This window comes from Streptomyces sp. NPDC054757 (assembly GCF_053612185.1).
In genome coordinates this window covers 63,471-85,678 of sequence record NZ_JBSHBW010000004.1, presented here as the reverse complement: position 1 = coordinate 85,678, position 22,208 = coordinate 63,471, and the positions used below count along the sequence as shown (strand labels likewise).

The following is a 22,208-nucleotide window of genomic DNA, read 5'->3' as shown; positions in this document are numbered from 1 at the left end:
GGGGTTACGCCTTCGGGGCCTGGGAGATCCGCACCACGTTCCCCGAGGGATCCCGGAACGCGCAGTCGCGCGGGCCCCAGGGCTGGTCGATGGGCTCCTGGAGCACCTCGGCGCCGGACGCCAGCACCGTCTCGAACGTCGCGTCGAGATCGTCGGAGCAGAAGACGATGTTCGGCAGGACGCCCTTGGTGAGCAGTTCCTGGAGGGCGTCCCCGTCGGCCTGGGACCGTCCTGCGTGCGGTTCCGACAGCACGATTTCCAGGCCCGGCTGGGACGCGCTGCCCAGGGTGACCCAGCGGAATCCGCCCGATGCGACGTCGTTGCGCGATTCGAGGCCGAGCGCGTCGCGGTAGAAGGCGAGGGCCTCGTCGACGTCGTTGACGGTGATGTGGCAGTACTGGAGAGCGATGGTCATGCGGACCAAGCTAAGGGCTGTCCCGTCCGGACGGGCCGGTCAATCTCCGTCCGGACGGGCCGGGAAACCCCTGGTCGGCCGGGTTCGGACCTTCGCGATGCACGCGGGCATCGCCGTGACGGCGCCGTGCTCCCGGGCCCGGTACGCGGTGGGCGACTCCCCCACGAGTTCGCTGAAGCGCGAGCTGAACGAGCCGAGCGACGTACAGCCGACCTCCATGCACGCGTCGGTGACCCGTGTGCCACCGCGCAGCAGGGCCATCGCCCGCTCGATACGGCGGGTCATGAGATAGCTGTACGGAGTCTCGCCGTAGACGGCGCGGAACTGCCGCGAGAAGTGTCCGGGCGACATGAGCGCGTGCCGCGCCAGGGTCGGCACGTCGAGCGGACGCGCGTACTCCCTGTCGATCAGATCCCGGGCCCGGCGCAGATGCACGAGGTTCTCAAGATCGCGCGGTTTCATGGGTCCCAGATTACCGATCCTGTTACCGGTCCTGGTGCTCCACCGGCCTGGAAACCCGCAGCCGGCCCGGCGGTGGGGACGCCCGGGAGCCGGTGTGGTGCATCGTGGCGGGGGCGCACCGTGCGGCCGAGGGGGAAGAGTGCTGGAGGACGTCTGCCGTGACCAGTCAGAAGGAACGCATGCTCGCCGGGGAGTTCTATCTGCCCGACGATCCCGAACTGGTCGCGGACGCGCTGCGGGCGGCCGTGCTGAGTGAGCGGTTCAACAGCAGCGCGCCCACCGACCCGGCGGGCCGCCGGGCGGCGCTCACCGAACTGCTCGGCTCACTCGGCGAGGATGTGGAGGTCCGGCCGCCCCTCCGGGTGGACTACGGCAGCAACATCACCATCGGGCCGCGCACCTTCGTCAACTTCGGCGCCGTCTTCCTCGACGTGGGGACCATCACCATCGGCGCCGACGTACAGATCGGTCCGAACGTCCAGCTCCTCACCCCGACCCATCCGATCGACCCCGGGAAGCGCCGCGCCAAGTGGGAGGCGGCGGAGCCGGTCACCGTCGGGGACAACGTCTGGCTCGGTGGCGGCGTCATCGTCTGCCCGGGGGTGACGATCGGCGAGAACACCGTGGTCGGGGCGGGCTCGGTCGTCACCAAGGACCTGCCGGCGAATGTCGTCGCCGTCGGCAGTCCGGCCCGTGTGATCCGTACGATCAACCAGGTCGAAGAGGTCTGAGGTACGGGCCTGAGGTGCGGGCCTGCTGCACCGGCCTGAGGTACGGGCCTGGGGTACGGGCCAGGGGTACGGGCCAGGGGTACGGGCCAGGGGTACGGGCCTGGGGTACGGGCCAGGGCGCCGGTCAGAGAGGCAGCCGGTACTGCCACCAGCGGTGGCTGATCCGCAGCTTGGCCGACTTGAGCGCCAGGCCCAGCACCTCGTCGTCCACCTCGCGGACCCGGAAGGACTCGACCGAGGGGTGGTCCTCGCGGATCTGCTCGACGAAGTCCGCCACCAGGGAGCCCAGTTCGGGTGCTTCGACGCCGTGGTGGGCGACTCTCTCGACGTACACCTCGGGGCCGGCGACCACTGTGGCGATCCGGGCTGCCGTACGCCCGTCGGCCGTCAGCAGTTCCAGGCCCTGCCACCCGGTGCCCCGGGGCGCCCGGCGGGTCCGTACCGGCGGCAGGCCCTCGGGGCGCTGCCAGCGGGACAGCGCCGACACGCCCCACTTCCGGCCCAGCTCCCGGTGGACCGAAGCCTCCAGCTCGGCCGCCGCGCGGGCGTCCAGCTCGGCGCCCGTGTCACCCCGGTCCAGCCAGTCCAGCGCCCGGAATCCGGCCGCTCCGGCCGCGTCGGCCGCCGCCCGGAAGAGGGCGACCAGGGCCGCCTCCTCGTCCCCCGTACCGTCCGGTTCCGCGACGGAGCCGTGGACGATGCGCTCACGCTCCCGGGACACCAGCAGCCACTCGACCGTCACCGCGTCCGGGTCATCGCCGGGGAACACGGGCGCCCACCCGAGCAGTACGCCATCGCCCGAGCGGGCAACCGCGACGCCCAGCGTCCCGGGGTGCGGGCGGCTCCCGCCGGGCGCCGGGGTACCGGCGGGCAGCCCCGCGCACAGCTCCTGCCACAGCCGGTCCTCCGCCCCGGGTTCCCGGTCGAACTCCACCACGATTTCCATGTCGTCCCCACTCACGCAGCCAACAGACGGCCGTCCCCGGCACCCGCAAGCATCGACGAAGACCGGCGGGCGGACGGGGAAGTGGCCTTCCCGGACCCATCCTCCGCCTGCTCAACCATGGTCCTCAATATGCGCCATGCCTGCTCCCGGGGGTACACCCGGCCCCCGCCCGTATGACCGAATGCCCGGATGCCCGGACAACCGCATGCCCGAACGGACCCGCGCATCCCTCCCTCTCCCCTCCCTCATCTCAGGGAGAGGTCCCTCTTCTCAGGGAGAGGCCGTGAGCGGCGCTGGCAGGTCGCGGCGGTGCACCAGGTCCAGCCGGGAGACCGCCCGGGTCAGCACCACATACAGCCGGTGCAGCCCGCGATCCTCGGCGGCCACGATCGCGGCCGGCTCGGCGACCACCACATGGTCGTACTCCAGCCCCTTCACCATCCCGGCGGCCACGACACTCACCCGGCCCGGGGCCGCCCCCTCCCCCGGCGCGGCGTCCGAGAACGCCCCGGAGCCGAGCACCCCCGCCTGTTCCAGCGTCGCCCGGAGCCCCGGGACCGCGTCATCGGCAGCGATCACCCCGACCGATCCCTCCTGCGCCAGCGCCGCCCGTACGCACTCCACGACCGCCGCCGCCAGGTCGCCGTCCTCATCGACCCGCCGTACGGTCAGCTCGCCGTCCCTCCGCATCGAGCGGCCCAGCGGCACCTCCACGCCCAGCGAGCCCACCAGCCGGTTCGCCAGCTCCACCATCACCTCGGGCACCCGGAAACCCAGCGTCAGCGGCACCACCGCCGCCCCCGGCTTCCCCAGATGCGCCAGCTGCTCGGGCCAGCTGCGGGCGGCCCACGGGGTCGTGCCCTGGGCGAGATCGCCCAGCACGGTCACCGAACCGAAGTCGACCCGGCGGGCCACCGCCCTGCACTGCATCGGCGACAGGTCCTGCGCCTCGTCGATGACCACGTGCCCGTATCCCTCCGGCCGCTCGATCAGCCCCTTCACCTCGTCGATGAGGACCAGATCGGCGGCCGACCACTTCGCGCCGCGCCAGGAGCGTGGCGGCTTCGGCCAGCGCACCGCCTGCTGCTCGGCCGCGCTCAGCACCCCGTCCGCCGCTTCGGCGAGCAGCTGCGGCCGGGTCAGCAGCTCCGCCACCACCTCCTCGGCCGAGACCTTCGGCCACACCGCGTCGACGAAGGCCGACAGCGCGCGGGCCCGGCCCATCCGGCGCAGCCACTCCCGGCTCGGCGGCCCGGCCCTGCGCTCGACCTGGCGCCGGAAGACGTTCAGCGCGCGCTCCCGTAAGCGTTCACGCCCCACCGCGTACAGCGGCGCCTCCTCCCGCACCCCGGCGACGATCCGCGCCAGCTCGTCCGGCTCGATGCGCCACCGGTACGAACCGTCCGGCACCGCGAGTCCCCCGGTGGGCGCCGAGACCCGCGCATAGAGCGCCCGGCGCAGCACTTCGGCCATGCGGACGTCGTGCTTGAGCGCGGCGGCGGCGGGCGGGTCCTGGCCGAGCACCGGGTGGCGGGCCAGCTCGTCGTCCACCGTCGACTGTCTGACCCCGATCTCACCGAGCGAGGGCAGCACTTCGGAGATGTACGCCAGGAACGTCCGGTTCGGGCCCAGCACCAGCAGACCACTGCGCCGGATGCGCTGCGGGTAGGTGTAGAGGAGGTACGCGGCACGGTGCAGCCCCACCGCCGTCTTGCCGGTGCCCGGGGCGCCCTGCACGCAGACGGACAGGGCGAGTTCACCCCGTACGAGATCGTCCTGCTCCGGCTGGATGGTCGCGGCGATGTCCCGCATCGGGCCGACCCGGGGCCGCTCGATCTCGGCGGTCAGGATGGCGCTTCCGCCGGGGGCGCCGTGCCTGCCGGGTTCGCCGGGTTCGCCGGGTTCGCCGGGTCCACGGTGCTCGCCGTGTTCACGGTGCTCGGAGTCCGCGCGCTGCTCGCCGTCCGCGCGGTGGTACGGCCCCGGTCCCGGCTGGAGCAGTTCGTCCTCCAGGCCGGTGAGGTCGTCGGACGCCCCGTCGCTCCAGGGCGCCCAGCCGAACCTCCGCCGCACCGCCACGCCCTGCGGGTCGCTCACGCTCGCCCGGTAGAAGGCGCGCGAGACGGGCGCGCGCCAGTCGATGACCAGCGGCGGTACCGACGGGTGGCGGCTGATCCGGCGGCGGCCGATGTGGTAGCTCTGCCCGCGGTGGTCGCGTGGGGCGTCGGCGCCGAAGGTGAGCCGCCCGAAGAACAGCGGACTGTCCGGCTCCTCCCGCAACTCCGTCGCCTGGCTCCGGAGTTGGTACCCGAGCACTTCGGCGTCGGCGCCCGAGGCGAAGGCATTCTCGCCGCTGACGACCCGTTCCTCCGCGTCCTCGGCCATTCCGGACAGAGCCGCCCGGCAGGCGTCGTGGTAGGTCCGTTCCGCGCCCAGTTCGGCGCTCAGCTGTTCGTCGGGTGGCGTCGTCATACGGCGAGCCTACCGAATAACGTTACCGAGTAACATTTTTTACTCTTTGGCGGACGCCCGGCCGCCGAAGCCCTCCCGCAGCTGCGCGAATCCCCACTCCGCGGCGGACACCGCGTCCGGGTACACCTGGTCGGCGCTCTCGCCCTCCGCGATCCGCCGCCAGTTCTCCATGGCCAGGATCCGCTGGACGGCCACGATCTGCCCGGCCGCCAGCCGCGCCCCGAGGAGAACACCCGGCCCGCCGGGCGTCTCCGTCCCGGACCCCGCCTCCGCCAACGCCCGGGTCAGCGCCTCCTCCGTACGGCTCGTGTACGCGTAAAGCCGCGCGACGAGGGCGGGTGTCCCGTACAGCAGCCGGTGGAAGGCCAGCACCTCCGCCGCGTCGCTGAGCCCGGTCACCGGGTCGCGCCGTTCGAGCCCGTCCTGGAAGTGCAGCCGCAGCGCGTCGAGCGGCGACCGGCCGGCGGGCCGCCCCGCCACCACCCCGGCCGACTCCCGCTCGTGGTCGGCGAACCGGTGCAGGACCAGGTCCTCCTTGGCCGGGAAGTACCGGAAGAGCGTCGGCTTGGAGACCCCGGCCGCGGCGGCCACCTCCGCCACCGGCACCGCGTCGAACCCCTTCTCCAGGAAAAGCCGGATCGCGGCGTCCGAGATCGCCCAGTAGGTCCGCTGCCGGTTGTGCTCGCGCAATCCCTTCCCGCCGCTCATGACGGACGAGCGTACGCAAGGAACGCGCCCGGCCGCCGCGCGAGTCCCTCCCGTACGGCGCCCGGCCCCCGCGCGCCGTCCGCCGCCCGGCGGGTAGCGCTCACCGGCCCCACAGGATGTCCAGGACCGGCTCCCAGGTGTTGAGCACCAGGTCGGCGCCCGCCGACGCGAGTTCGTCGACGGCCAGGTCGCTTCTGGCGTAGCCGAGGAACGGCAGGCCGACCTCCTGGGCCGCCCGCAGGTCCGGCACCGTGTCGCCGATCACCAGCGTCGTGGCGCGGTCCGCGCCCAGCCCGGCCAGCGCCTGCTCCAGCGTGTGCGGATGCGGCTTGAGCAGCTGGAGGTCGGCGGTCGTCCGGCCGTGGATGTGCGGCCCGAAGCACTCGGCGAGACCCCGGCCCTTCACATAATCGCGCACCGCCCGGGACGAGTGGCTGGTGGTGACGGCCAGCCTGCCGCCGGTCGCCGACCAGGTGCGGACGACACCGTCCGCGTACATCGTGGGCCATGCCCCGGCGACGGCGCGCTGCTCCTGGCGGGTCAGCCACTCCTCCAGGTCCGCCACCAGGTCGCTGCCCGGGTGCAGCGCCCCGACCGTACGCAGGATGTCGAGCGGGTCGGCGAGCCCGGCGAGATCCGCGTCCGGGGCGAGGGCGTTGACCCCGCGCTCCTCCAGGAACGTCCGCATCCCGTCGGACACGGCCTGCTCGGCGGCCGGTCCGAACAGCCGGCAGAGCGGACCGTCGAAGCCGAAGAGCACATACCGTGTCGCGGCGATCCGGTCTCGGAGGTTCTCACGGATCACGGATACCGCCTGTTCACTTCGGGTCGGATGGGTCGGGGCAGCCGGGACGGTCACATCGTTCCCGTCCGCCACATCGGTCTCTTGGGCCACAACGGCCTCTTGGGCCACATCATTTGCGTGGGTCACATCGTTCGCATCGGTCACATCGGTCGCCTCTGAAGTCACTCGGACAGGCTGCCCATGTCCGGGCCCTGCGCAGTCCTGACTGCATCGAACCACTTCTGCGGCTCTTCCACCACGTTCCGCTTTCTCCGCGAGCGCTTCTGTCCGTACGTCAAGACGCCAGTCTCCACAGGGCCGTTCCACACAGGGCTGTTCCACATCCCGGGAACATCCCGCGCGTTCCGCCGCCACACCGCACACGCCGCCGCGACCCGCTCCGTATCCGGCACCCCGCGCAGCCCGAGCGGTCCCCGCGCGGCGGCGAGCACCGTACGGATCCGCTCCGCTGCCGCCGCGAACTCCGCGGGGCCCGCGTGGTGCGGCAGCGCCAGCGTCACCCGGATCACATCGATGTAGACGGAGAGCAGCCGCTCGAAGTCCAGATAGATCCGCAGCGCGCCCCGGTGGTCGTTCAGGGCCCCGGGGCAGCTCACCGCTACCGCGGACCGCCACGCCCGCAGCGCGGCCCTCCTCCGGGCGCCGGTGGTGTACCGCATCCGTCCGAGATGGGCGGCTATCTCGTAGACCGGGTCTCCGTAGAGCGCCAGCTCCCAGTCGATCAGCGCGAGTTCCCCGCCCGGGCCGACGATCAGGTTCCCCGCGTGGGCGTCCGTGTGCAGCAGCGCGAAGGGCCGCTCGCCGAGTTCCGCCGCCCGCTCCCGGAGCCTGCCGAGCGCCCCGTCGTCCACCCCGAGCGCGGCGAACAGCTCCTGGTGTGCCCGGCCGGCGCGGCCCTTCACACCGGACTCGGTGAAGTCGACGAGCGTACGCAGGAATCCGCCGCAGTCCCCGTCCCCCGGCCAGCCGTCCGGAAGCGGGGGCAGCGCCTGGACGGGGACGGCGGTCAGCTGCCTGAACAGTGACACCAGTTGGACCACGTAGCCCCGGCCTGCCCGGCCGGCGGTCCCGGCCCGGCCGGAGAGCGGCACCCCCGGGGCGTAGGAGTGCACGGTGAAACCCGGCCGGTCGGCGAGGACCCGGGGGCTGCCGTCCACCCGGCCCGCGACGGCACGCAGCAGCTCGCCCTCCGGCCAGATCCGCAGATTGAACTGGGCCGCTCCGGGAATGGGGGCCCGCACCTTCACCGGTGTCCCGGCGGGCAGCGACATCGCGTCGGCGAGGTCGGGCGGCAGCCGCACCCGGTAGTTCCGGTGGTAGTAGCCGCTGAGGGGCTCCCCCTCGGCGGCGGCTCGGTACAGCAGGTCCCAGCTGTCGGCCGTACGGCCGCAGGCGCTGCGGGCTCCCTCAGGCATGCGGCTCCTGCGCTCTCGTGACCGAAGCTCGCCGGCGGACCGTCCCTGGCCGCTGCCCACCTTCATACCCAGGAGAGCCGATGGCCTCAAACCCCCCGGAACGTAAGGGGGTTGTACGTACACCTGGCGACGTACACCTGGCGACGGCTGCCCGCTCCGGCCGCGGGAGCCCCCGCGGGCGGCGTCCCGGGGCGGCTACCCGGCGACCGCCCCGCTCAGGACGGCCAGGTCCGTGACGAAGTACGCCGCGCCCGCGTCCCCGAGCCGCAGCAGCTTCTCCGGCCCGGTGCCGTACCCCACGAACGGGACCCCGATCGAGGTGGCGGCGAGGGCGTCGGCGGGGGAGTCGCCGATCATCAGCCCCCCGGCGGCGTCCGTCGCGGTCTCCGCCAGCAGGCGTTCCAGGCAGTACGGGTGCGGTTTCATCAGCCGCGGGTCGTCGTGCCGTCCGACGACCGCCGCGAAGTACCGCCCGATTCCGTGCAGTTCCAGATAGGCGCGGGCGGCTGCCTCACTGTTGTTGGTCGCGATGACCAGCTGCTTTCCGGTCGCCAGCAACGCTTCCATCAGCTCGAAGGCGCCGGGGGTGGGCTCCGCGGTGGCCGCCGCCTCCGTCTCCAGCTCCTCCAGCCGCTTGCGCAGGGCGGAGACCAGCCCGTCCGGGTCGCCGGGGAAGGCGTCATGGGCACGCCGGAGGACCGCGAGGGGATCGTGTGGCTCGTCCGGCCCCGACCAGCGCGGCAGCCGCAGGGCGGCCATGGCGCGCAGCTCGGCGGCGATCGCGGGGGCGCGCAGCCCGGCGAAGAGCCCGCAGACCGGGCCGTCGAAGTCCCAGAGGACCAGCGAGGCACGGGAGAGCAGCGCCCGCAGTGCGGGGGCAGCGGTCGGGACGGGAAGGGAGGCGGTACCAGGGGCCGGGGCGGCGGGGGCGGCTGCGCCAGGGGCCGGGGTGGCGGGGGCAGGGGCGGGGGTGTCATCGGGGGAGGGCAGCACGTCAGTCGCCGAAATCCGCATCTTGGGCCAGCTGGTCCCAGTAGGAGTCGAAGAATCTCTGCGCCGCTTCCACCTTCAGTGCCTGTCCGGGCTTGGTGTACGGGAAGAGCGTCGCGCCCACACCGAGCGAGTCGAGGATGGTGACCTCCACGCCGTCGATGGGCTCAGGTGTCCACTGCTCCAGGGTGTAGTAGCCCTCCAGCAGCTGGTCCTTGTTCAGCAGGTACAACTTCAGCGGCGGGGTGAAGGGCACGGTCCGGATCTGTACCGACACCTCGGGCACCAGACCCTGGTGGCGCAGTCTCAGCAGCGAGTGGCGCAGCGACCTGGCGTGGTTGATCACCATGTCGCGGTGGCGTTTGCGCGGCCGGTCGTCGTCGGGGTCCTCGACCCCGCGCGGGAAGGCGAGCCGTATGCCGGTGATGTCGGGGAGCATCAGCCGCAGCGCGATGCTCTGCGGCCGGATCTCGCCGTCGCTGATCCGCGCCATCTGCGCGCCGAGGTGCTGGGCCATCGTCTCCGAGGTCAGCGAGAGCACATCCATCGTGACCGTCTCGGCCTCGAAGGCGGCCCGCAGCCTGGGCTGGAGGGTGACCTGTGCGGGCTGCGCGGACGGTACGGAGTCTGCGGGCGCCGCGGCGGCGGGGCCGTCGGTCACGGTTGCCGGGCGGCCCCGGCTGGACGAGATCAGCCCCTCGGCCCTGAGTACGTCGAGCGCCCGGCCGACGGTCTCGCGCGATACCCCGTAGGTGGCCTGGAGTTCACGCTGGGAGGGCAGTTGCCGGCCCACCCGGTGGAGTCCGTCCGCGATCTCGGTCCGCAGGTCGTCCGCGATGACCTGGAACTTCCTGCCGTCTGTGCTGTCTGCGTCACGTGGGGCCACCACACCACCGTACAACTACCGGGCAGCGCAACGTAATTGACAGGAACAAACAGACAGGGTCACCTTTCCGGCCAATCAACCAGCCAACCAACCAGGCAAGTCACCAGACAGGTTTACGGATATACAAGCGGCGGGCATACCACCGTCAGGCCAACCGGGCCCACTTGTCTGGTACTTGACTGCAAAAACTCTCCATGGGGCATACAAGCCGATACAACGGTGTGCAGGCAGCGGGTGCTCCCCACCATCCCGAAGGAGGGAACCCCATGCCTACCGCAGCTCTCCTGGTCGCAGGAGTCGGATTCGTCATCGAGCAGACCGTTCAGTCCGCGTTCGGAATCGCGGGACTCGTCGGGTTCGGCATGCTCACCGTCGGCGTGAAGTCGGGCAGTCTCCCGTGCAGTTGTCTGGGTGCCTTCATGCTCTTCATCCAGGTGAAGGCCCTGATCGGCTGAGCCCTCCCGGAACCGGGCCCCTCCTGGAACCCGGCCCCTCCGCGAACCGGGCCCCTCCACGAACCGGGCCTCCCCGGAAACCGGGGCGCTCTAGAAGCCGTCCGGGCACCACGGCCGGACGGCCGTACGGAACAGCGCCTCGGTGACGGCGACCGCGCCGGCCCTCTCCTCCGAGATCCGGCCCAGCGCGGCGAGCCGCACCGCGGACGCGTCACCCAGATACATTGCGCTCAACTCCCCCACGTCCAGGGCGACATCGGCGCTCTCCGAGGTCGGCGCACAGACCGCGCCGTCGGGAGAGGCGTCCAGCCGGTAGCGCCCCGCCGAGAGCCCGTCGTGGTCCCGCACCTCCAGGACCAGAGTGCCGGACGCCTCGTACGTCCTGCTCTCCAGTGCCCGTACGACATCGAGCAGCCGGATCCACAGATAGTCCGCCTGCTGGGTGATCCTGGCCGCCCGCGGGTCGGGCAGCAGGGACGGCAGCAGATCGTCGGGGCCCCGGTGTTCGGCCCGCACGGTGGTGACCCAGTCGACCGAGCAGAGGTAGTGCCACAGGGCGCGCTCGGCGGCCGGGGAGACAGCGACCAGGTCCAGCACGGTGGCGGTGTTGAGCGGCTGTTTGGCGGGGCCCCAGTGGTCGTCGGCGGTGTAGACGAGCAGCCCATCGACCTCGCCCCGGGGCGAGCGGTAGACCGCGTAGAAGGGCTCGGTCCAGGGGTGGCCCGGCACCTGGTCGAGGCCGGTCCTGACGGCCCACCAGCGCTCGTTCCTGCTGGTCGCGCCGGGCTGCGAGCGCCGGAAGCGGGCGTGCAGTTCGGGTCCGAGCTTCCGTACGTCCGCGCCGTCCACCAGATCGATCCGGCCGGCTCCGCCACCGAGATCCTTGTCACGGGCGGAGGCGGAGGCGGAGCGAAGCGGAGCGCACTCCGGGCGGGCCCAGCGCGGGTCGAGCCCGGCGCGCGGCACATCGACCGTCCAGTCGGTGGCCCAGGCGGCCGGGCCGAAGCCGAACCGGCCGTAGATCGGGTACTCGGCGGCGATCAGCGTGGCCAGCACCTCCCCGCGCTCCTTCGCCGCCGCCAGGTCCACCGCCATCATCCGGCTGAGCAGCCCGCGCCTGCGGTGCGTCGGCGTGACCGTGACATTGGTGACCGCGTCCGAGGGGAGCGAGGCCCCGCCGACGACGCTGATCTCCTGCGCGAAGGACCGGAAGGTCCCGACACAGCGCCCGCCGTCGAACGCGCCCTGGGTCCGGGCCAGATCGGTGTGCGGGAGACGGCTGCGGACCTCCTCGTCGGAGACGGCCGGCGGCCGGAGGAAGCCGGTGTGACAGGCCCGCAGCCAGTCGGGGTAATCGGATTCGGGGACCGTACGGACGTCAACTGCCATGGTGGCCACGGTAAGTACCCATCCCTCGGACTGTCGCGCGAATTACCGACTGTCGCGCGGGCGTTCCCGGCCCCGCGCGGGTGGCCCGGAAGCTCTTCAGAGTGCCGCGCGGATCTCGCCGACCCTGGCGGCGCCACCGAGCAGCGGCGCGTCGGCCAGCCTGGCCAGCACCGGGCTCTCCACCCCCATCCGCTCCAGAGTCCGGGCCAGCACGGGGCCGAGCACCCGGGTCGAGCCGTCGTCGATCTTGAAGGCGAGCGCCCGGCCGTCCGGGAGGGCCAGCGCCTGGACCGCTTCGGCGCCCATCTTGGAGAGAGCCCCGGGCAGCGCCCGCATCACCCAGGTGTCCGGCCTGCGGGTCCCCGCGACGTACTCGGGGTGGGCGCGCATCGCGTCCGCGACCCGCCGCTCCGGCGAACCGTCGGGGGCGAGGACGAACGTACGGAACGCCCGCGCCAGGCCGACCAGGCTGATCGCCATCAGCGGCGCCCCGCACCCGTCCGTACCGACCGAGGTCACCCGCTCGCCCGCCGCCTCCTCGACCACCGTCAGGACCAGCCGCTGGAGCGGGTGGGACGGGTCGAGGTAGGAGTCGGTGGGCCAGCCGTTCAGCGCGCAGACGGCCAGCATCGCGGTGTGCTTGCCGGAGCAGTTCATGGTGACGCGCTCACGCTCATGGCCCGCGGCAAGATATCCCTCGGCCTCGACCGGGTCCAGCGGCAGATCGGCCGGGCACTGGAGATCGCTCTCACGCAGTCCGAACTCACTGAGCATCGTCCGCACGAGCGCCCGCTGGAACTCCTCGCCCGAGTGGCTGGCCGATGCCAGCGCCAGCCGCTCGCCGGAGAGGTCGAGCCCGGCCCGCAGTACGGCGGCGGCCTGCATCGGCTTGTTGCTGGAGCGGGGGAAGACCGGCAGCGACGGGTCGCCCAGCGCGTAGTCGACGCTCCCGTCGGCGGCGAGCACCACCAGTGAGCCCCGGTGCCGGCCCTCCACGAAGCCGGAGCGCACGACCTCCGCGAGGACCGGGGATACAGGGGCGGTGGTGCTGGCGGTCATCGTCGGCCTTCCGGGAACGGGGCCCGCCACCCGAAGGATCGCCTCAGGTGAGCAGGTCGTCTACTTGCGCTTCGCCCTCACGGTACCTGCGGGCGATCTCCGCGCTGCAATCGTCCGCGGTGCGCTGGAGGTGCTGCCGGCGGCTGGAGACCTGCTGCTCGTAGCGGACCAGGCGGCCCATTCCGGTGTGCAGCTCCTCGTCCGTACGGGCGCCGAGGTCGGAGAGCTCCACCTCGGCGAGCATGTCGGCGGCCAGCTGGGTGTTCTCCACGCTTCGCGGCGTCGAGAGCGTCACATGGCGGGCCGACGAGCGGTGCGACGACGGCAGGTCGGCCAGGATCTCGGAGAGCCGCTCGACGACCGGCGACTCCGGGCCCGTGCGCCGGGACAGCTCGGCGCGGAGGATGTCGATCCGCCCGTGCAGCATCCGCCGTACGTAGCTGAGGTCCGCCTCGTCCCGCTGGGCGTCCTTGCGCAGCGTGCGCAGTTCGGGCAGGCGCAGTCTGCCGATGTCGTGCTCGATGACCGCCGGGAGCGCGGCGCCCACGCGCTGCGCGGGTGTCCGTTGAACGGAGCTGATCCGGGTCATGGATACGGGACCGGTCGACTGCCCGGCGCCAGATGTACTCATATGCGTATTCCGTCCCCTCGACCGGTGCGGTGCACCGCCTCCCGTGCATGGTGCCACTCCGATCGGCGCCACAGCCGTCTCTCCGCACACGTTCGGCCCCGGATAGGTTGGGCCACATGCGTGCAGTGGTGCAGAGGGTGGACGGCGCGAGCGTCGTCGTGGCTGGTGAGACCGTGGGTGAGATCACCGGCGAGGGTCTGTGCGTCCTCGTGGGGGTCACCCATGAGGACACATCGGAAAAAGCGGCGCAGCTAGCCCGAAAGGTATGGTCCCTGCGCATCCTGTCGGGCGAAAAGTCGTGTTCCGACGCGAATGCCCCTTTGTTGGTGATTTCGCAGTTCACCCTGTACGGAGACGCCCGCAAGGGCCGCCGCCCCACCTGGAACGGGGCGGCGCCGGGCGAGGTGGCGGAGCCGCTCGTCGACGAGGTGGTGGACCGGTTGCGCGCCCTGGGCGCGACCGTCGAGACGGGCCGGTTCGGGGCGAGCATGCGGGTCTCGCTGACGAACGACGGCCCGTTCACGGTCCTGCTGGAGATCTGAGCCCGGACAGGTTCTCGCCCCGCAGGCACCCGTGCCCGGCCGGAGTCCCGTACGGCCCGTGGGGACCCGGTCCCCCGCCCCGGCGTTCCGGCGGCCCGGGACCCGCTCAGTCCTTCGGCGCCTTGACGGTCTTCCCGTCCTTGTCGACCGTGTGGGTCTGCCAGTAGGTGTCCCACTTGTCGCCGACGTGCTCGGGCACCTTGCCCTCCGGATAGCGGGTGTAGCCCTTCGGCGGCTCATGGCCCTTGGTGGCGCAGGCGCTGCCCGTCGAGCCCACGTTCAGCACCGGGTACTCACCCCCGCCGCAGATCGCGTCCGCCCGCGAACAGCCGGTGACGGTGAAGGCCACCGACACCGCGGCCAGTACCAGGACCGGCACGGAGCGACGGCCGCGCCGGATGCCGGACGAGGCCGTACGGGGACGGACGGACGCGTTCATGGGGACTCCTCGGGTCGGGCCGGGTACCGGCGTCAGGCAAGCCTGCACCGGCCATGGCCCCCGATCATGAGTACTCCTACTCAAACCGCCACCCGGAGGAGTCGGTGACCGAGGTGCGGGGCAGCGGCCGGGCGGGCCCACCGGCCCCGGGACGGCGCCACCGCGGACAGCGCTGAACTCAACAGTTATCTGCACCTCTGTGGAAAAGCGGACACCGAACACATCTTGAACAACCCCACGGGGCCGGGCCAGAGTTCGGGTCAGCGGCGCACTCCCCCCATAGGCCGCTGGACCGGCACGCCACATGCGCGACGGCTGTCTTCACGCACAGAAGAATCCTGATCAGCCCTGTCGCGCACTTGGCATGCCCATGACGAGAGGAAAGCTGTGCGCGTTTCTCGAATATCCCTGGTGACCACCGCGGTCGGCACGCTGCTGTCAGCAGCGTTCGCGACGGGCGCCGCGCAGGCCGCCCCGTCCCCCACCTCCACACCCCGCTATCAGCCCGCGATGGTGGCGGCGCTGGCCCGCACCCTCGGCGTCAGCGAAGACGCAGCCGTGGCACGGCTCGACCACCAGGCCGCTCAGCAGAACGAGTTGGCCACCCTCAACAGATCGGGGGTGACGACGGACGGCGCCTACTTCACCGCGGACGGCAAGCTGACCGTGAACGTCTCCACTCCTGCCGCGACCCGGCAGGTCAGACAGCACGGCCTGGTGGCACGCGTACCGCAGCGCGGTGAGCGCGCCCTGGACCGGATCAAGGCATCGCTCGACGCGAAGGCTCTCCGCAAGGCCCCCGACGGCGTCGCCTCATGGGCGGTGGATCTGCCGAGCGACACCGTGACCGTGCACGTCGCACCCGGCCGTACGTCCGCGGCGGCCAAGTCGTTCCTCAAGGCGGCGGCCTCGCGGGGCAGCGCGGTGCGGGTCGTCCGTGACGGACAGCGCCTCGGCCCCCAGGCAGCCGTCTACCCGGGCAGCAAGATGACCTGGACCAACAGCCAGGGCAGCTGGATCTGCTCCGTCGGCTACGGCGCCCACGACTCATCGGGGCGCCAGTACCTCGTGAGCGCCGGCCACTGCGTGGCCGACCTCACCGACCTGTACTACGGCAGCGCGCACTTCGCGAAGGGCGTCGACAGCCGCTACGCCCTGGGCCGCCGGAGCGTCGACATGGGCATCGCCCAGGTCGACCAGGACGACTCCATCGCCACCCAGGTCGGCACGTGGGGGCAGGGATCGAACGTCTCCGTCAAGGGCAGCAAGCGCGCGGCCTCCGGAGCCTCACTGTGCAAGTCGGGCCAGACCACGGGCTGGACCTGCGGCGCCGTGAAGTCGTACAACGTCTCCGTCACCTACACCGACGAACACGGCGGGCCCGACACCGTGGTCACCGGCCTCGGCAGTTCGTCGGTGTGCACGGAGGGCGGTGACAGCGGCGGCGCCTACATCTCCGGCAGCCAGGCGCAGGGCATGACCTCGGGCGGCCCCACCGGCCAGCAGTGCTCGGGCACCAACTCCGGTGGCTCGTCGTACTTCCAGCCCCTCGACGACGCCCTCTCGTACTACGGTCTGACGCTCAACACCAACTGATCACCGGACCGGAAGCCGGACGGGCGGGTCCACCGTGGGCGGACCCGCCCGTCCAGGCGTACTATCCCGGCCCACAGGACGTGCGCCGACGATGCGGGGGTGTCATGAGAGAACCGCACCGGGCCGAACCCGCCGGTGGCATCTCCGCATCGTCCGGAGATGCCACCGCATCCTCCGGAGATGCCACCGCTCCGGACGCGGCAGGGTCCTTCGCCGCCGTCTTCCGGGAAGCCGTCCAGCGGCGCGGCCTCTCCCTCGACCGGGTGCGCGGGCGGCTGACCGGCCAGGGCATCAACGTCAGCCTCGCGACCCTGAGCTACTGGCAGCGCGGGCGCAGCCAGCCGGAACACGCACACTCCCTGCGTGCCGTGGACGCCCTTGAGACCATCCTGGAACTTCCGACGGGCGCCCTCAAATCCCTGATCGGACCGAGCCGTCCCCGCGGCCGTACCACCGGAGCGGCCCCCGGGGTGGACGTTTCACGCCGGGTGTTCGGAGAGCGGTCCCACGTCGAGCAGGCCCTGGGCCCGGATTTCTCCCGGTTCAACAACGATCTCATCGCGCTGACGATCCATGAGACGGTCCGGATCGACGCGCACCGCCGCTGCCGGGCCATCACCGTGCGACAGGTGCTGCGGGCGACGCGGGACGGGGCGCGCCGGATCACGGTCGTGCACGATGAGGTATCCGCCGGATCAGCGACCGTCACCGCACACAACGGCAGGCTGGGCAAAGTACGCCGACTGCCGGAACTGAGTACCGTCGTAGCCGAGTTGGACTTCGGAAGGGCGCTGGCCCGCGACGAGACCGCACTGATCGTCTACACCCTGCGGCACGGCCCCGAACCAGCGGAATCGCTGCTGCACGAGCGTCGCATACGTACCACCTCGCACGAATATCTGCTGCACATCTGCTTCCACCCCGCCGCGCTACCGGCCGGCTGCCACCGCTTTTTCCGGGAACGGGTCGACGCCCCCGCCCGCTATGAGCGCCGGATCGCCCTGGACGGGTCGCACTCCGCGCACATGCTGCTCCACAAGTGCCGGCCCGGTGTGTACGGGATGTCATGGGAATGGCCCCGCTGACCCACCAGGTTCACGTCACTTCCCGACCTCACGACCGCACCATGCAAGGACACGGCCGGAAGGCCCCAGCCCCTAAGGCTCCACCACGACTTCCTGGGCGGCCGCGGTGTCCCCCGCCAGCAGCTCCGCGTCCACCGGCACATTGCGCTTCACCAACGCCAGGGCGATCGGGCCCAGTTCATGGTGGCGGGCCGATGAGGTGACGAAGCCCAGCTGGCGGCCCTCCGCCCCGTCCGACGCCCGCCGGACCGGCGTACCGGGGGCCGGGAGCAGCACCTCGCTGCCGTCCAGATGCAGAAAGACCAGCCGCCGCGGCGGCTTCCCCAGGTTGTGGACACGGGCGACCGTCTCCTGCCCCCGGTAGCAGCCCTTCTCCAGATGGACCGCGGTGCCGATCCACCCCAGCTCGTGCGGGATGGTCCGGTGGTCGGTCTCCAGGCCGAGCCGCGGCCGGTGCGCCTCGATCCGCAGCGCCTCGTACGCGAGGAGCCCGGCGGCCGGGCCGTGCTCGGCCGCGTACGTCTCCAACTGCTCCCGGGGCAGGAAGAGATCACGGCCGTACGCCGTCTCCCGTACGACCACGCCCTCCGGCACCCCGGCGATCGAACCGGCCGGCAGATGGACGACCGCGGTGTCCGCGGTGCGGTCGGCGATCTCGGCCCGGTAGTAGAACTTCATGCTCTCCAGGTACGCGATCAGCTCCTGCTGCGTGCCCGGCTCGACATGGGCCCACACCGTCTCGCCGTCGTCCACGAGATAGAGGGCGTGCTCGATGTGGCCGTGGGCGGAGAGGATCAGCGCCTCGGTGGCCACGCCCTGCGGCAGCTCGCTGACGTGCTGGGTGAGCAGCAGATGCAGCCAGCTCAGCCGGTCGGGGCCGGTGACGGTGACGACGCCGCGGTGGGAGAGGTCCACGAGGCCGCGGCCGTCGGACAGCGCACGCTGTTCGCGGAACAGGTCCCCGTAGTGGGCGGCGACACCTTCGTCCCGGCCTTCGGCGGGGACGGCACCGGGCAGTGACAACAGCGGGCTCTTCATGTCCACAAGCCTACGACCGGCCGCCGGAAGGCCACGAACCGCCGCCGGGGGACACCGGTTCCGCCTGGTACGCGCCCCCGCCCCCGCCCCCGCCCCCGCCCCCGGGAGATTACGAAGCGCCGCCGGGGGCCGCGTCCTGGCCGGCCTTGTCCGTGCACTTCGCGCACCGGCCGAAGATGGCGAAGTGCTTCATGTCCGTCTCGAAGCCGAACGTCTCCCGCAGCTGCCCGGTGAAACCCGCGGCGACGCTGACATCGGCCTCGATGACGTCCGTACAGTCCCGGCAGACCAGATGGATGTGGTGGTGCCGGTCGGCGAGATGGTACGTGGGAGCGCCGTGCCCCAGATGGGCGTGGCTCACCAGGCCCAGCTCCTCAAGCAGCTCCAGGGTCCGGTAGACCGTGGAGATGTTCACGCCGCCCGCCGTCTTCCGCACCTCGGTGAGGATGTCGTCGGGCGTCGCGTGCTCCAGCGTGTCCACGGCCTCCAGCACAAGCTGTCGCTGCGGGGTCAGCCGGTATCCGCGGCTGCGGAGGTCGCTCTGCCAGTCAGTGGTCACCACGCGTCCAGTGTAGGAGCGACCCGGCGGAAGCGACCCGGGCAGAGGCTGAGCGGCTCAGCGGGAGCCGCTCAGCGGAAGCGTCCTACTTGAAGAAGGCGACACCGTCGTCGGGCAGGTCCTTCAGGTCCTTCGCCCACTCGCTGGGGTCGACGAACTTCTTCAGATGCGCGGACATATAGGGCCGCAGCTCGACCTCGGGGGTGGCCTTCTCGCCCACCCACATCAGATCGCTGTTCACATAGCCGTAGAGCCGCTTGCCGCCGCTGTACGGGCCGGAGGCCGCGGTCCGTGCGACCGCGTCCGTCACCAGGTCGATCTGCGGCTTCTGGTCGGCGAGCTCGCCGTACCAGACCTCGACGACGCCCTGGTCCCGGACCATCACGACCTCGACCTTGCGGTGCTCGTCGATGCGCCAGTACCCGGACTCGCTCTCCAGCGGCCTGACCTTCTCGCCCTCGGAGTCCAGCACCCAGGTGTGCGAGGTGTACTCCAGGAAGTCGCGGCCGTCGTGGCTGAAGGTGACTTCCTGGCCGAAGTTGCACTTCTCCTCACCGGGGAAGTCCGCGACACCGGCCCCCGTCCAGTTGCCGAGGAGGAAGACCAGCGGGACGAGGCTCGGATGGAGGTCCGACGGAATCTCGATCATGAGGGCTCAGACGATCTGTGAGAGGGGTTCGGTGGCGGCTGCCGGCTACCGGGCGGTCAGCGCTGGCCCTGGTAGAGCTTCTTCACGGAGAGGCCGGTGAAGGCGATGACGCCGACGCAGACCAGAACCAGCAGAGCGATGTAGAAGGCTTCAAGCACGAGGTGCTCCCTGTATGAGCGACTGCACGGACAACGGCGGCCGCGTGAACGAAAAGCATGAAGGGCCGGGTCCCAGCCTAATGGGTGGGGGCCCGGCCCTCTCTGCGAGGTGCGCGGCGGCAGCCCGCGCACGGTCGGCGGCCGTCAGCCGAGCAGCTGGCTCTGCAGGACGACCGTCTGGTGGAAGGGCACGGCGGGCGCCCCGCCCTTCCGCCTCTCGGTGATCACCGCGAGGGTGTCCCCCGCCACCACATAAGCCAGCCGGGCCTGGGTCGCGCCGTACGGCTCCTTCTCGGCGAAGACGGAATCCGACACCTCCTTCGGGGCTCCCCTGCGGTCCCAGCTCTCGTCGAGCTCCATCAGGGGCGCGTCCGCCGGTGGCTGTCCGGCATCGATCCCGGCGTTGATGACGTTGTCCTTGAACGCCTGGGCGAAGGCGTTCGACTGGAAGGTCAGCAGATAGATCCGGGCCGACGTCCCGTCCGGCATCGTCCACCCGCGCGCCGCGATGTGGCGTACGACGTAGTCGCGCAGGCCCATGGCGATGTCGGCCCGGCCGTCCTCGTCGTACTCGGACACATAACGGCTGTCCGGCACCCAGCCCCCGGACAGCTTCGGGTCGCCCTTCGCGCTCGCCGGGGCGGGCAGCAGCAGATCCCGGGCGTCCGCGTGGTGGACCTGGCCGTCGTTGCCCATGGTGAACGGCCGCGGCGCCCCGGAGGGCAGCGCGGGCAGCTTGAGCGCGGCGAAGTCCCAGCGGCCGTCGTCCGCGGTCGCCAGACCGGGGACGTCGGTACGGTGCAGAGCCGTGAGCCCGCACGCGGTCGCCGCTCCGAGTCCCGCGCAGACCACGGCGGCCAGCGTCCAGCGCGCCACCGCGCGCACCACCGGGCGCTCCCGCAGTGGGCTCCGGTCCCGGGGCGGAAGCTGGTCCTGCGGCTGGTCCACCGGGTGCGGTTCGCCGGGCGGGACCGTTGTCAGGTGCGCGGTCATACGGACTCTCCCGGGGTCGTGAGGTAGTCGAGCTGACGCCCCACGAGCGCCACGGCCTCGTTCTGGTAGGACGCCTCGGTGAAGGTGGCATTGAACGTGACCAGCACGTCGCCCCGGTAGCCGAAGCAGTCCAGGGTGCGGAGGCCGGATCTCAGTCCCTTGGGCGGCAGGAAGCAGCCGCTGTCCGAGCGGTGACCGTCGATCTTCGGCCCTGGGACGGCCCCGGCCGCCTTGAAGAGCTTCATCCGGGTCGTGAACTGGCTCCGTACCTCTTTCTTGTCCCTGATCCGCGCCAGCTGCACCTCGGCGACCAGGCTGTCGTCGTCGGAGGCGTACGTCCGCATGCCCATGCCCCGCACACCCCACCCCTCCACCTTCCGGTTCCACTCCGTGCGCCATGAGCCGGACAGGCCCTTGCCGGCCCCCTTGACCACGGCCTCGGCCTGCTTGGCGGTCAGCTCGGCGTCGTGGTCGTACTCGCCGATGTCGGGGCCGAGCCGGTAGCGGCCGTTGGCGGGCAGCAGCATCTTGCTGAGCACGGTGTCCTGGCGGCCTTCGCCCGGGTGGGCCACCGGGTCGTCGCGCTCCGGCTGCACGCCCTTGCCCCAGAGTGGGGTCGGGGCCTTTGTGGCAGCGTGCCCGGCGGTGGCGGCGATGTACGCGATGCCTCCCCCGGCGGCGCCGAGGACCAGCACTGCCGGGAGGATCGCTGCCGCGACCCTGACCGCACGCGAGGCCCGCCGCGAGGGGCGCACCGCACCGGGCCCGGCCGGTTCGCTGTTCACGTCGTCGTTCACAGGCGCTCCAACTGCCGCTCGGCCAACGTCCGGATGTCCTTCTCGCTGATGGGCCGGGTGTCGAACAGGTCGATGATGAACACCACATCGCCGCGCCAGCCCAGTGCCGTGGCCCAGTAGCCGTGCCCGTCCACGGCCACGCTGGCGGGCGAGCGGACGACGTACCTGGCGTTGCCACTGCCCTCGACGGAGCCGCCACGCTCTCCTTCGTCACCCCCCTCGGGGAGGTACCGCAACTGCCCGTCGGCCATCTCCCGGGCTGCCGTGCCTGAACCGGCCCGGTACTGCACCAGCCGGACGACACCCTCCCGGTCCTGGCCCTGCACCCAGTCGTCGGCGGCGATCCGGCGGACGTTCTTCTCGGTCAGCTCGGTGAACCCGCTGGCGACGTCCGTCCTGATCGAGGCGAAGGCGCTCGGCGTGATCCAGCCGTCGACGGGCAGCCCGCCCCGTGCGTACAGCTGCCGGTCCGCAGTGCGCGCCCCCCGCGGCCTGGGCACGAGCTGCTTCCGGAGGTCGCCGTCGGTGGCGAGCCCGCGGTCCTCCGCGGTGGTCAGCGGCGGGCGCCCCTTGCCCTCGGGGAGCGGCTTCGCGGGGTACGCCGGCGCGTGCTGCGACAGGGCGGGCAGCGGGGTCGGGGGCCGGTCGGCCTGGATCGTGTAACCGATGGCGCCGCCGCCGACGATGCCGAGCAGGGCGGCGGAGGCCACGATGAGCGTGGTCCGGCCCCGGCGACGCGGCGGCCTCCCGGGCTCCTGCGGCTCTTCCTGCTGCTGTGGCTGTTCCTGCTGCTGTTCCGGCTGTGTCTGTTCCGGCTGTGTCTGTTCCGGCTGTTGCCGTTGCTGTTCCCGCTGCTCCTGTCTTCGCTGTTCGTGCTGCTCAGGATTGTTGTCCAGCGCTTCCAAAGGGGTCCCCCCACGAGACCAGAGGCGCGGATTCCCTATCCGCGCATCCACCTGACTCGCCGGGCCCGGCCGGGGTTGTACGG

General features: G+C 71.7%; 24 protein-coding genes. 5 read left to right on the top strand and 19 right to left on the bottom strand.

Annotation, left to right across the window (positions count from 1 at the left end; genetic code table 11):
- Positions 1-4 precede the first annotated feature (4 nt).
- On the bottom strand, positions 5-415 hold the full coding sequence (locus ACWGKJ_RS07350) for a VOC family protein (protein ID WP_385021232.1): 411 nt from the start codon (positions 413-415) through the stop codon (positions 5-7).
- Between the two features lie 39 nt (positions 416-454).
- The gene (locus ACWGKJ_RS07345) at positions 455-877 is read right to left on the bottom strand and encodes a helix-turn-helix transcriptional regulator (protein ID WP_385021235.1); all 423 of its coding nucleotides are present in this window, start codon (positions 875-877) and stop codon (positions 455-457) included.
- A gap of 179 nt (positions 878-1,056) precedes the next feature.
- Between ACWGKJ_RS07345 and ACWGKJ_RS07340 the strand changes: the two genes are divergently transcribed.
- Positions 1,057-1,608: a sugar O-acetyltransferase gene (locus ACWGKJ_RS07340; RefSeq protein WP_385021360.1), complete on the top strand. Its 552-nt coding sequence runs from the start codon at positions 1,057-1,059 to the stop codon at positions 1,606-1,608.
- Positions 1,609-1,732: 124 nt separating this feature from the next.
- Here the strand turns inward: ACWGKJ_RS07340 and ACWGKJ_RS07335 are convergent, their stop codons facing one another.
- From ACWGKJ_RS07335 to ACWGKJ_RS07305, 7 genes are all read right to left on the bottom strand, one after another.
- The gene (locus ACWGKJ_RS07335) at positions 1,733-2,569 is read right to left on the bottom strand and encodes a hypothetical protein (protein ID WP_385021238.1); all 837 of its coding nucleotides are present in this window, start codon (positions 2,567-2,569) and stop codon (positions 1,733-1,735) included.
- A gap of 255 nt (positions 2,570-2,824) precedes the next feature.
- Entirely contained in the window at positions 2,825-5,026 is a 2,202-nt protein-coding gene (locus ACWGKJ_RS07330) for a HelD family protein (protein WP_385021241.1), read from the bottom strand.
- Positions 5,027-5,065: 39 nt separating this feature from the next.
- Positions 5,066-5,734 (bottom strand): TetR/AcrR family transcriptional regulator, encoded by a 669-nt coding sequence (locus ACWGKJ_RS07325; RefSeq protein ID WP_385021244.1) that lies wholly within the window; start codon positions 5,732-5,734, stop codon positions 5,066-5,068.
- Between the two features lie 100 nt (positions 5,735-5,834).
- Positions 5,835-6,629: an HAD family hydrolase gene (locus ACWGKJ_RS07320; RefSeq protein WP_385021247.1), complete on the bottom strand. Its 795-nt coding sequence runs from the start codon at positions 6,627-6,629 to the stop codon at positions 5,835-5,837.
- 71 nt (positions 6,630-6,700) lie between these two features.
- Entirely contained in the window at positions 6,701-7,954 is a 1,254-nt protein-coding gene (locus tag ACWGKJ_RS07315; RefSeq protein ID WP_385021250.1) for a phosphotransferase, read from the bottom strand.
- A 195-nt stretch (positions 7,955-8,149) separates the two neighbouring features.
- A complete protein-coding gene (locus tag ACWGKJ_RS07310) occupies positions 8,150-8,968 on the bottom strand; it encodes an HAD family hydrolase (protein ID WP_385021253.1) in 819 nt (272 codons plus the stop codon).
- Positions 8,949-9,830, bottom strand: coding sequence for a winged helix-turn-helix domain-containing protein (locus tag ACWGKJ_RS07305; protein WP_385021256.1), 882 nt, complete (start codon positions 9,828-9,830; stop codon positions 8,949-8,951). Before ACWGKJ_RS07305 ends, ACWGKJ_RS07310 begins: the two co-directional genes overlap by 20 nt.
- A 266-nt stretch (positions 9,831-10,096) precedes the next feature.
- Here ACWGKJ_RS07305 and ACWGKJ_RS07300 point away from each other — a divergent pair, with 266 nt between their 5' ends.
- Positions 10,097-10,285 carry a hypothetical protein gene (locus ACWGKJ_RS07300; RefSeq protein WP_385021259.1) on the top strand — a complete coding sequence of 63 codons (189 nt, stop codon included), beginning with the start codon at positions 10,097-10,099 and terminating at the stop codon, positions 10,283-10,285.
- Between the two features lie 90 nt (positions 10,286-10,375).
- Here ACWGKJ_RS07300 and ACWGKJ_RS07295 read toward each other — a convergent pair whose 3' ends face one another.
- From ACWGKJ_RS07295 to ACWGKJ_RS07285, 3 genes are all read right to left on the bottom strand, one after another.
- Positions 10,376-11,674: a GNAT family N-acetyltransferase gene (locus ACWGKJ_RS07295; protein ID WP_385021262.1), complete on the bottom strand. Its 1,299-nt coding sequence runs from the start codon at positions 11,672-11,674 to the stop codon at positions 10,376-10,378.
- A 96-nt stretch (positions 11,675-11,770) separates the two neighbouring features.
- Positions 11,771-12,733, bottom strand: a complete 963-nt coding sequence (locus tag ACWGKJ_RS07290) for an asparaginase (RefSeq protein ID WP_385021265.1) — start codon at positions 12,731-12,733, stop codon at positions 11,771-11,773.
- Between the two features lie 43 nt (positions 12,734-12,776).
- Complete coding sequence (locus ACWGKJ_RS07285; protein WP_385021268.1) at positions 12,777-13,364, bottom strand: RsiG family protein; 588 nt, start codon at positions 13,362-13,364, stop codon at positions 12,777-12,779.
- Positions 13,365-13,480: 116 nt separating this feature from the next.
- Here ACWGKJ_RS07285 and dtd point away from each other — a divergent pair, with 116 nt between their 5' ends.
- On the top strand, positions 13,481-13,906 hold the full coding sequence (gene dtd / locus ACWGKJ_RS07280) for a D-aminoacyl-tRNA deacylase (protein ID WP_385021271.1): 426 nt from the start codon (positions 13,481-13,483) through the stop codon (positions 13,904-13,906).
- 106 nt (positions 13,907-14,012) lie between these two features.
- On the opposite strand, the gene ACWGKJ_RS07275 is transcribed toward dtd, so the two are convergent.
- Positions 14,013-14,345: an SCO0607 family lipoprotein gene (locus ACWGKJ_RS07275; RefSeq protein WP_385021274.1), complete on the bottom strand. Its 333-nt coding sequence runs from the start codon at positions 14,343-14,345 to the stop codon at positions 14,013-14,015.
- A 411-nt stretch (positions 14,346-14,756) separates the two neighbouring features.
- Here ACWGKJ_RS07275 and ACWGKJ_RS07270 point away from each other — a divergent pair, with 411 nt between their 5' ends.
- Both ACWGKJ_RS07270 and ACWGKJ_RS07265 read left to right on the top strand, forming a co-directional pair.
- Complete coding sequence (locus ACWGKJ_RS07270; protein ID WP_385021277.1) at positions 14,757-15,941, top strand: S1 family peptidase; 1,185 nt, start codon at positions 14,757-14,759, stop codon at positions 15,939-15,941.
- A gap of 104 nt (positions 15,942-16,045) precedes the next feature.
- Positions 16,046-17,026: an XRE family transcriptional regulator gene (locus ACWGKJ_RS07265; RefSeq protein ID WP_385021280.1), complete on the top strand. Its 981-nt coding sequence runs from the start codon at positions 16,046-16,048 to the stop codon at positions 17,024-17,026.
- Between the two features lie 72 nt (positions 17,027-17,098).
- On the opposite strand, the gene ygfZ is transcribed toward ACWGKJ_RS07265, so the two are convergent.
- The 6 genes from ygfZ to ACWGKJ_RS07235 all read right to left on the bottom strand — a co-directional run bounded on the left by ygfZ (position 17,099) and on the right by ACWGKJ_RS07235 (position 22,125).
- The gene (ygfZ, locus tag ACWGKJ_RS07260; RefSeq protein WP_385021283.1) at positions 17,099-18,064 is read right to left on the bottom strand and encodes a CAF17-like 4Fe-4S cluster assembly/insertion protein YgfZ; all 966 of its coding nucleotides are present in this window, start codon (positions 18,062-18,064) and stop codon (positions 17,099-17,101) included.
- Between the two features lie 109 nt (positions 18,065-18,173).
- On the bottom strand, positions 18,174-18,626 hold the full coding sequence (locus tag ACWGKJ_RS07255) for a Fur family transcriptional regulator (RefSeq protein WP_385021287.1): 453 nt from the start codon (positions 18,624-18,626) through the stop codon (positions 18,174-18,176).
- 82 nt (positions 18,627-18,708) lie between these two features.
- Positions 18,709-19,272, bottom strand: a complete 564-nt coding sequence (locus tag ACWGKJ_RS07250; RefSeq protein WP_385021290.1) for an FABP family protein — start codon at positions 19,270-19,272, stop codon at positions 18,709-18,711.
- A gap of 302 nt (positions 19,273-19,574) precedes the next feature.
- A complete protein-coding gene (locus tag ACWGKJ_RS07245; RefSeq protein WP_385021293.1) occupies positions 19,575-20,423 on the bottom strand; it encodes a hypothetical protein in 849 nt (282 codons plus the stop codon).
- Positions 20,420-21,220 carry a hypothetical protein gene (locus tag ACWGKJ_RS07240; RefSeq protein ID WP_385021296.1) on the bottom strand — a complete coding sequence of 267 codons (801 nt, stop codon included), beginning with the start codon at positions 21,218-21,220 and terminating at the stop codon, positions 20,420-20,422. The genes ACWGKJ_RS07245 and ACWGKJ_RS07240 overlap by 4 nt, the downstream gene beginning before the upstream one ends.
- A complete protein-coding gene (locus ACWGKJ_RS07235; protein ID WP_385021298.1) occupies positions 21,217-22,125 on the bottom strand; it encodes a hypothetical protein in 909 nt (302 codons plus the stop codon). Before ACWGKJ_RS07235 ends, ACWGKJ_RS07240 begins: the two co-directional genes overlap by 4 nt.
- Positions 22,126-22,208 lie beyond the last annotated feature (83 nt).

Excerpts from the sequence above, each read along its gene's own strand:
- ACWGKJ_RS07350 (WP_385021232.1), bottom strand. The coding sequence starts at position 415 with ATGACCATCGCTCTCCAGTACTGCCACATCACCGTCAACGACGTCGAC.
- ACWGKJ_RS07345 (WP_385021235.1), bottom strand. The coding sequence starts at position 877 with ATGAAACCGCGCGATCTTGAGAACCTCGTGCATCTGCGCCGGGCCCGG.
- ACWGKJ_RS07340 (WP_385021360.1), top strand. The coding sequence starts at position 1,057 with ATGCTCGCCGGGGAGTTCTATCTGCCCGACGATCCCGAACTGGTCGCG.
- ACWGKJ_RS07330 (WP_385021241.1), bottom strand. The coding sequence starts at position 5,026 with ATGACGACGCCACCCGACGAACAGCTGAGCGCCGAACTGGGCGCGGAA.
- ACWGKJ_RS07325 (WP_385021244.1), bottom strand. The coding sequence starts at position 5,734 with ATGAGCGGCGGGAAGGGATTGCGCGAGCACAACCGGCAGCGGACCTAC.
- ACWGKJ_RS07315 (WP_385021250.1), bottom strand. The coding sequence starts at position 7,954 with ATGCCTGAGGGAGCCCGCAGCGCCTGCGGCCGTACGGCCGACAGCTGG.
- ACWGKJ_RS07310 (WP_385021253.1), bottom strand. The coding sequence starts at position 8,968 with ATGCGGATTTCGGCGACTGACGTGCTGCCCTCCCCCGATGACACCCCC.
- ACWGKJ_RS07300 (WP_385021259.1), top strand. The coding sequence starts at position 10,097 with ATGCCTACCGCAGCTCTCCTGGTCGCAGGAGTCGGATTCGTCATCGAG.
- ACWGKJ_RS07295 (WP_385021262.1), bottom strand. The coding sequence starts at position 11,674 with ATGGCAGTTGACGTCCGTACGGTCCCCGAATCCGATTACCCCGACTGG.
- ACWGKJ_RS07290 (WP_385021265.1), bottom strand. The coding sequence starts at position 12,733 with ATGACCGCCAGCACCACCGCCCCTGTATCCCCGGTCCTCGCGGAGGTC.
- ACWGKJ_RS07285 (WP_385021268.1), bottom strand. The coding sequence starts at position 13,364 with ATGAGTACATCTGGCGCCGGGCAGTCGACCGGTCCCGTATCCATGACC.
- dtd (WP_385021271.1), top strand. The coding sequence starts at position 13,481 with ATGCGTGCAGTGGTGCAGAGGGTGGACGGCGCGAGCGTCGTCGTGGCT.
- ACWGKJ_RS07275 (WP_385021274.1), bottom strand. The coding sequence starts at position 14,345 with ATGAACGCGTCCGTCCGTCCCCGTACGGCCTCGTCCGGCATCCGGCGC.
- ACWGKJ_RS07265 (WP_385021280.1), top strand. The coding sequence starts at position 16,046 with ATGAGAGAACCGCACCGGGCCGAACCCGCCGGTGGCATCTCCGCATCG.
- ygfZ (WP_385021283.1), bottom strand. The coding sequence starts at position 18,064 with ATGAAGAGCCCGCTGTTGTCACTGCCCGGTGCCGTCCCCGCCGAAGGC.
- ACWGKJ_RS07250 (WP_385021290.1), bottom strand. The coding sequence starts at position 19,272 with ATGATCGAGATTCCGTCGGACCTCCATCCGAGCCTCGTCCCGCTGGTC.
- ACWGKJ_RS07245 (WP_385021293.1), bottom strand. The coding sequence starts at position 20,423 with ATGACCGCGCACCTGACAACGGTCCCGCCCGGCGAACCGCACCCGGTG.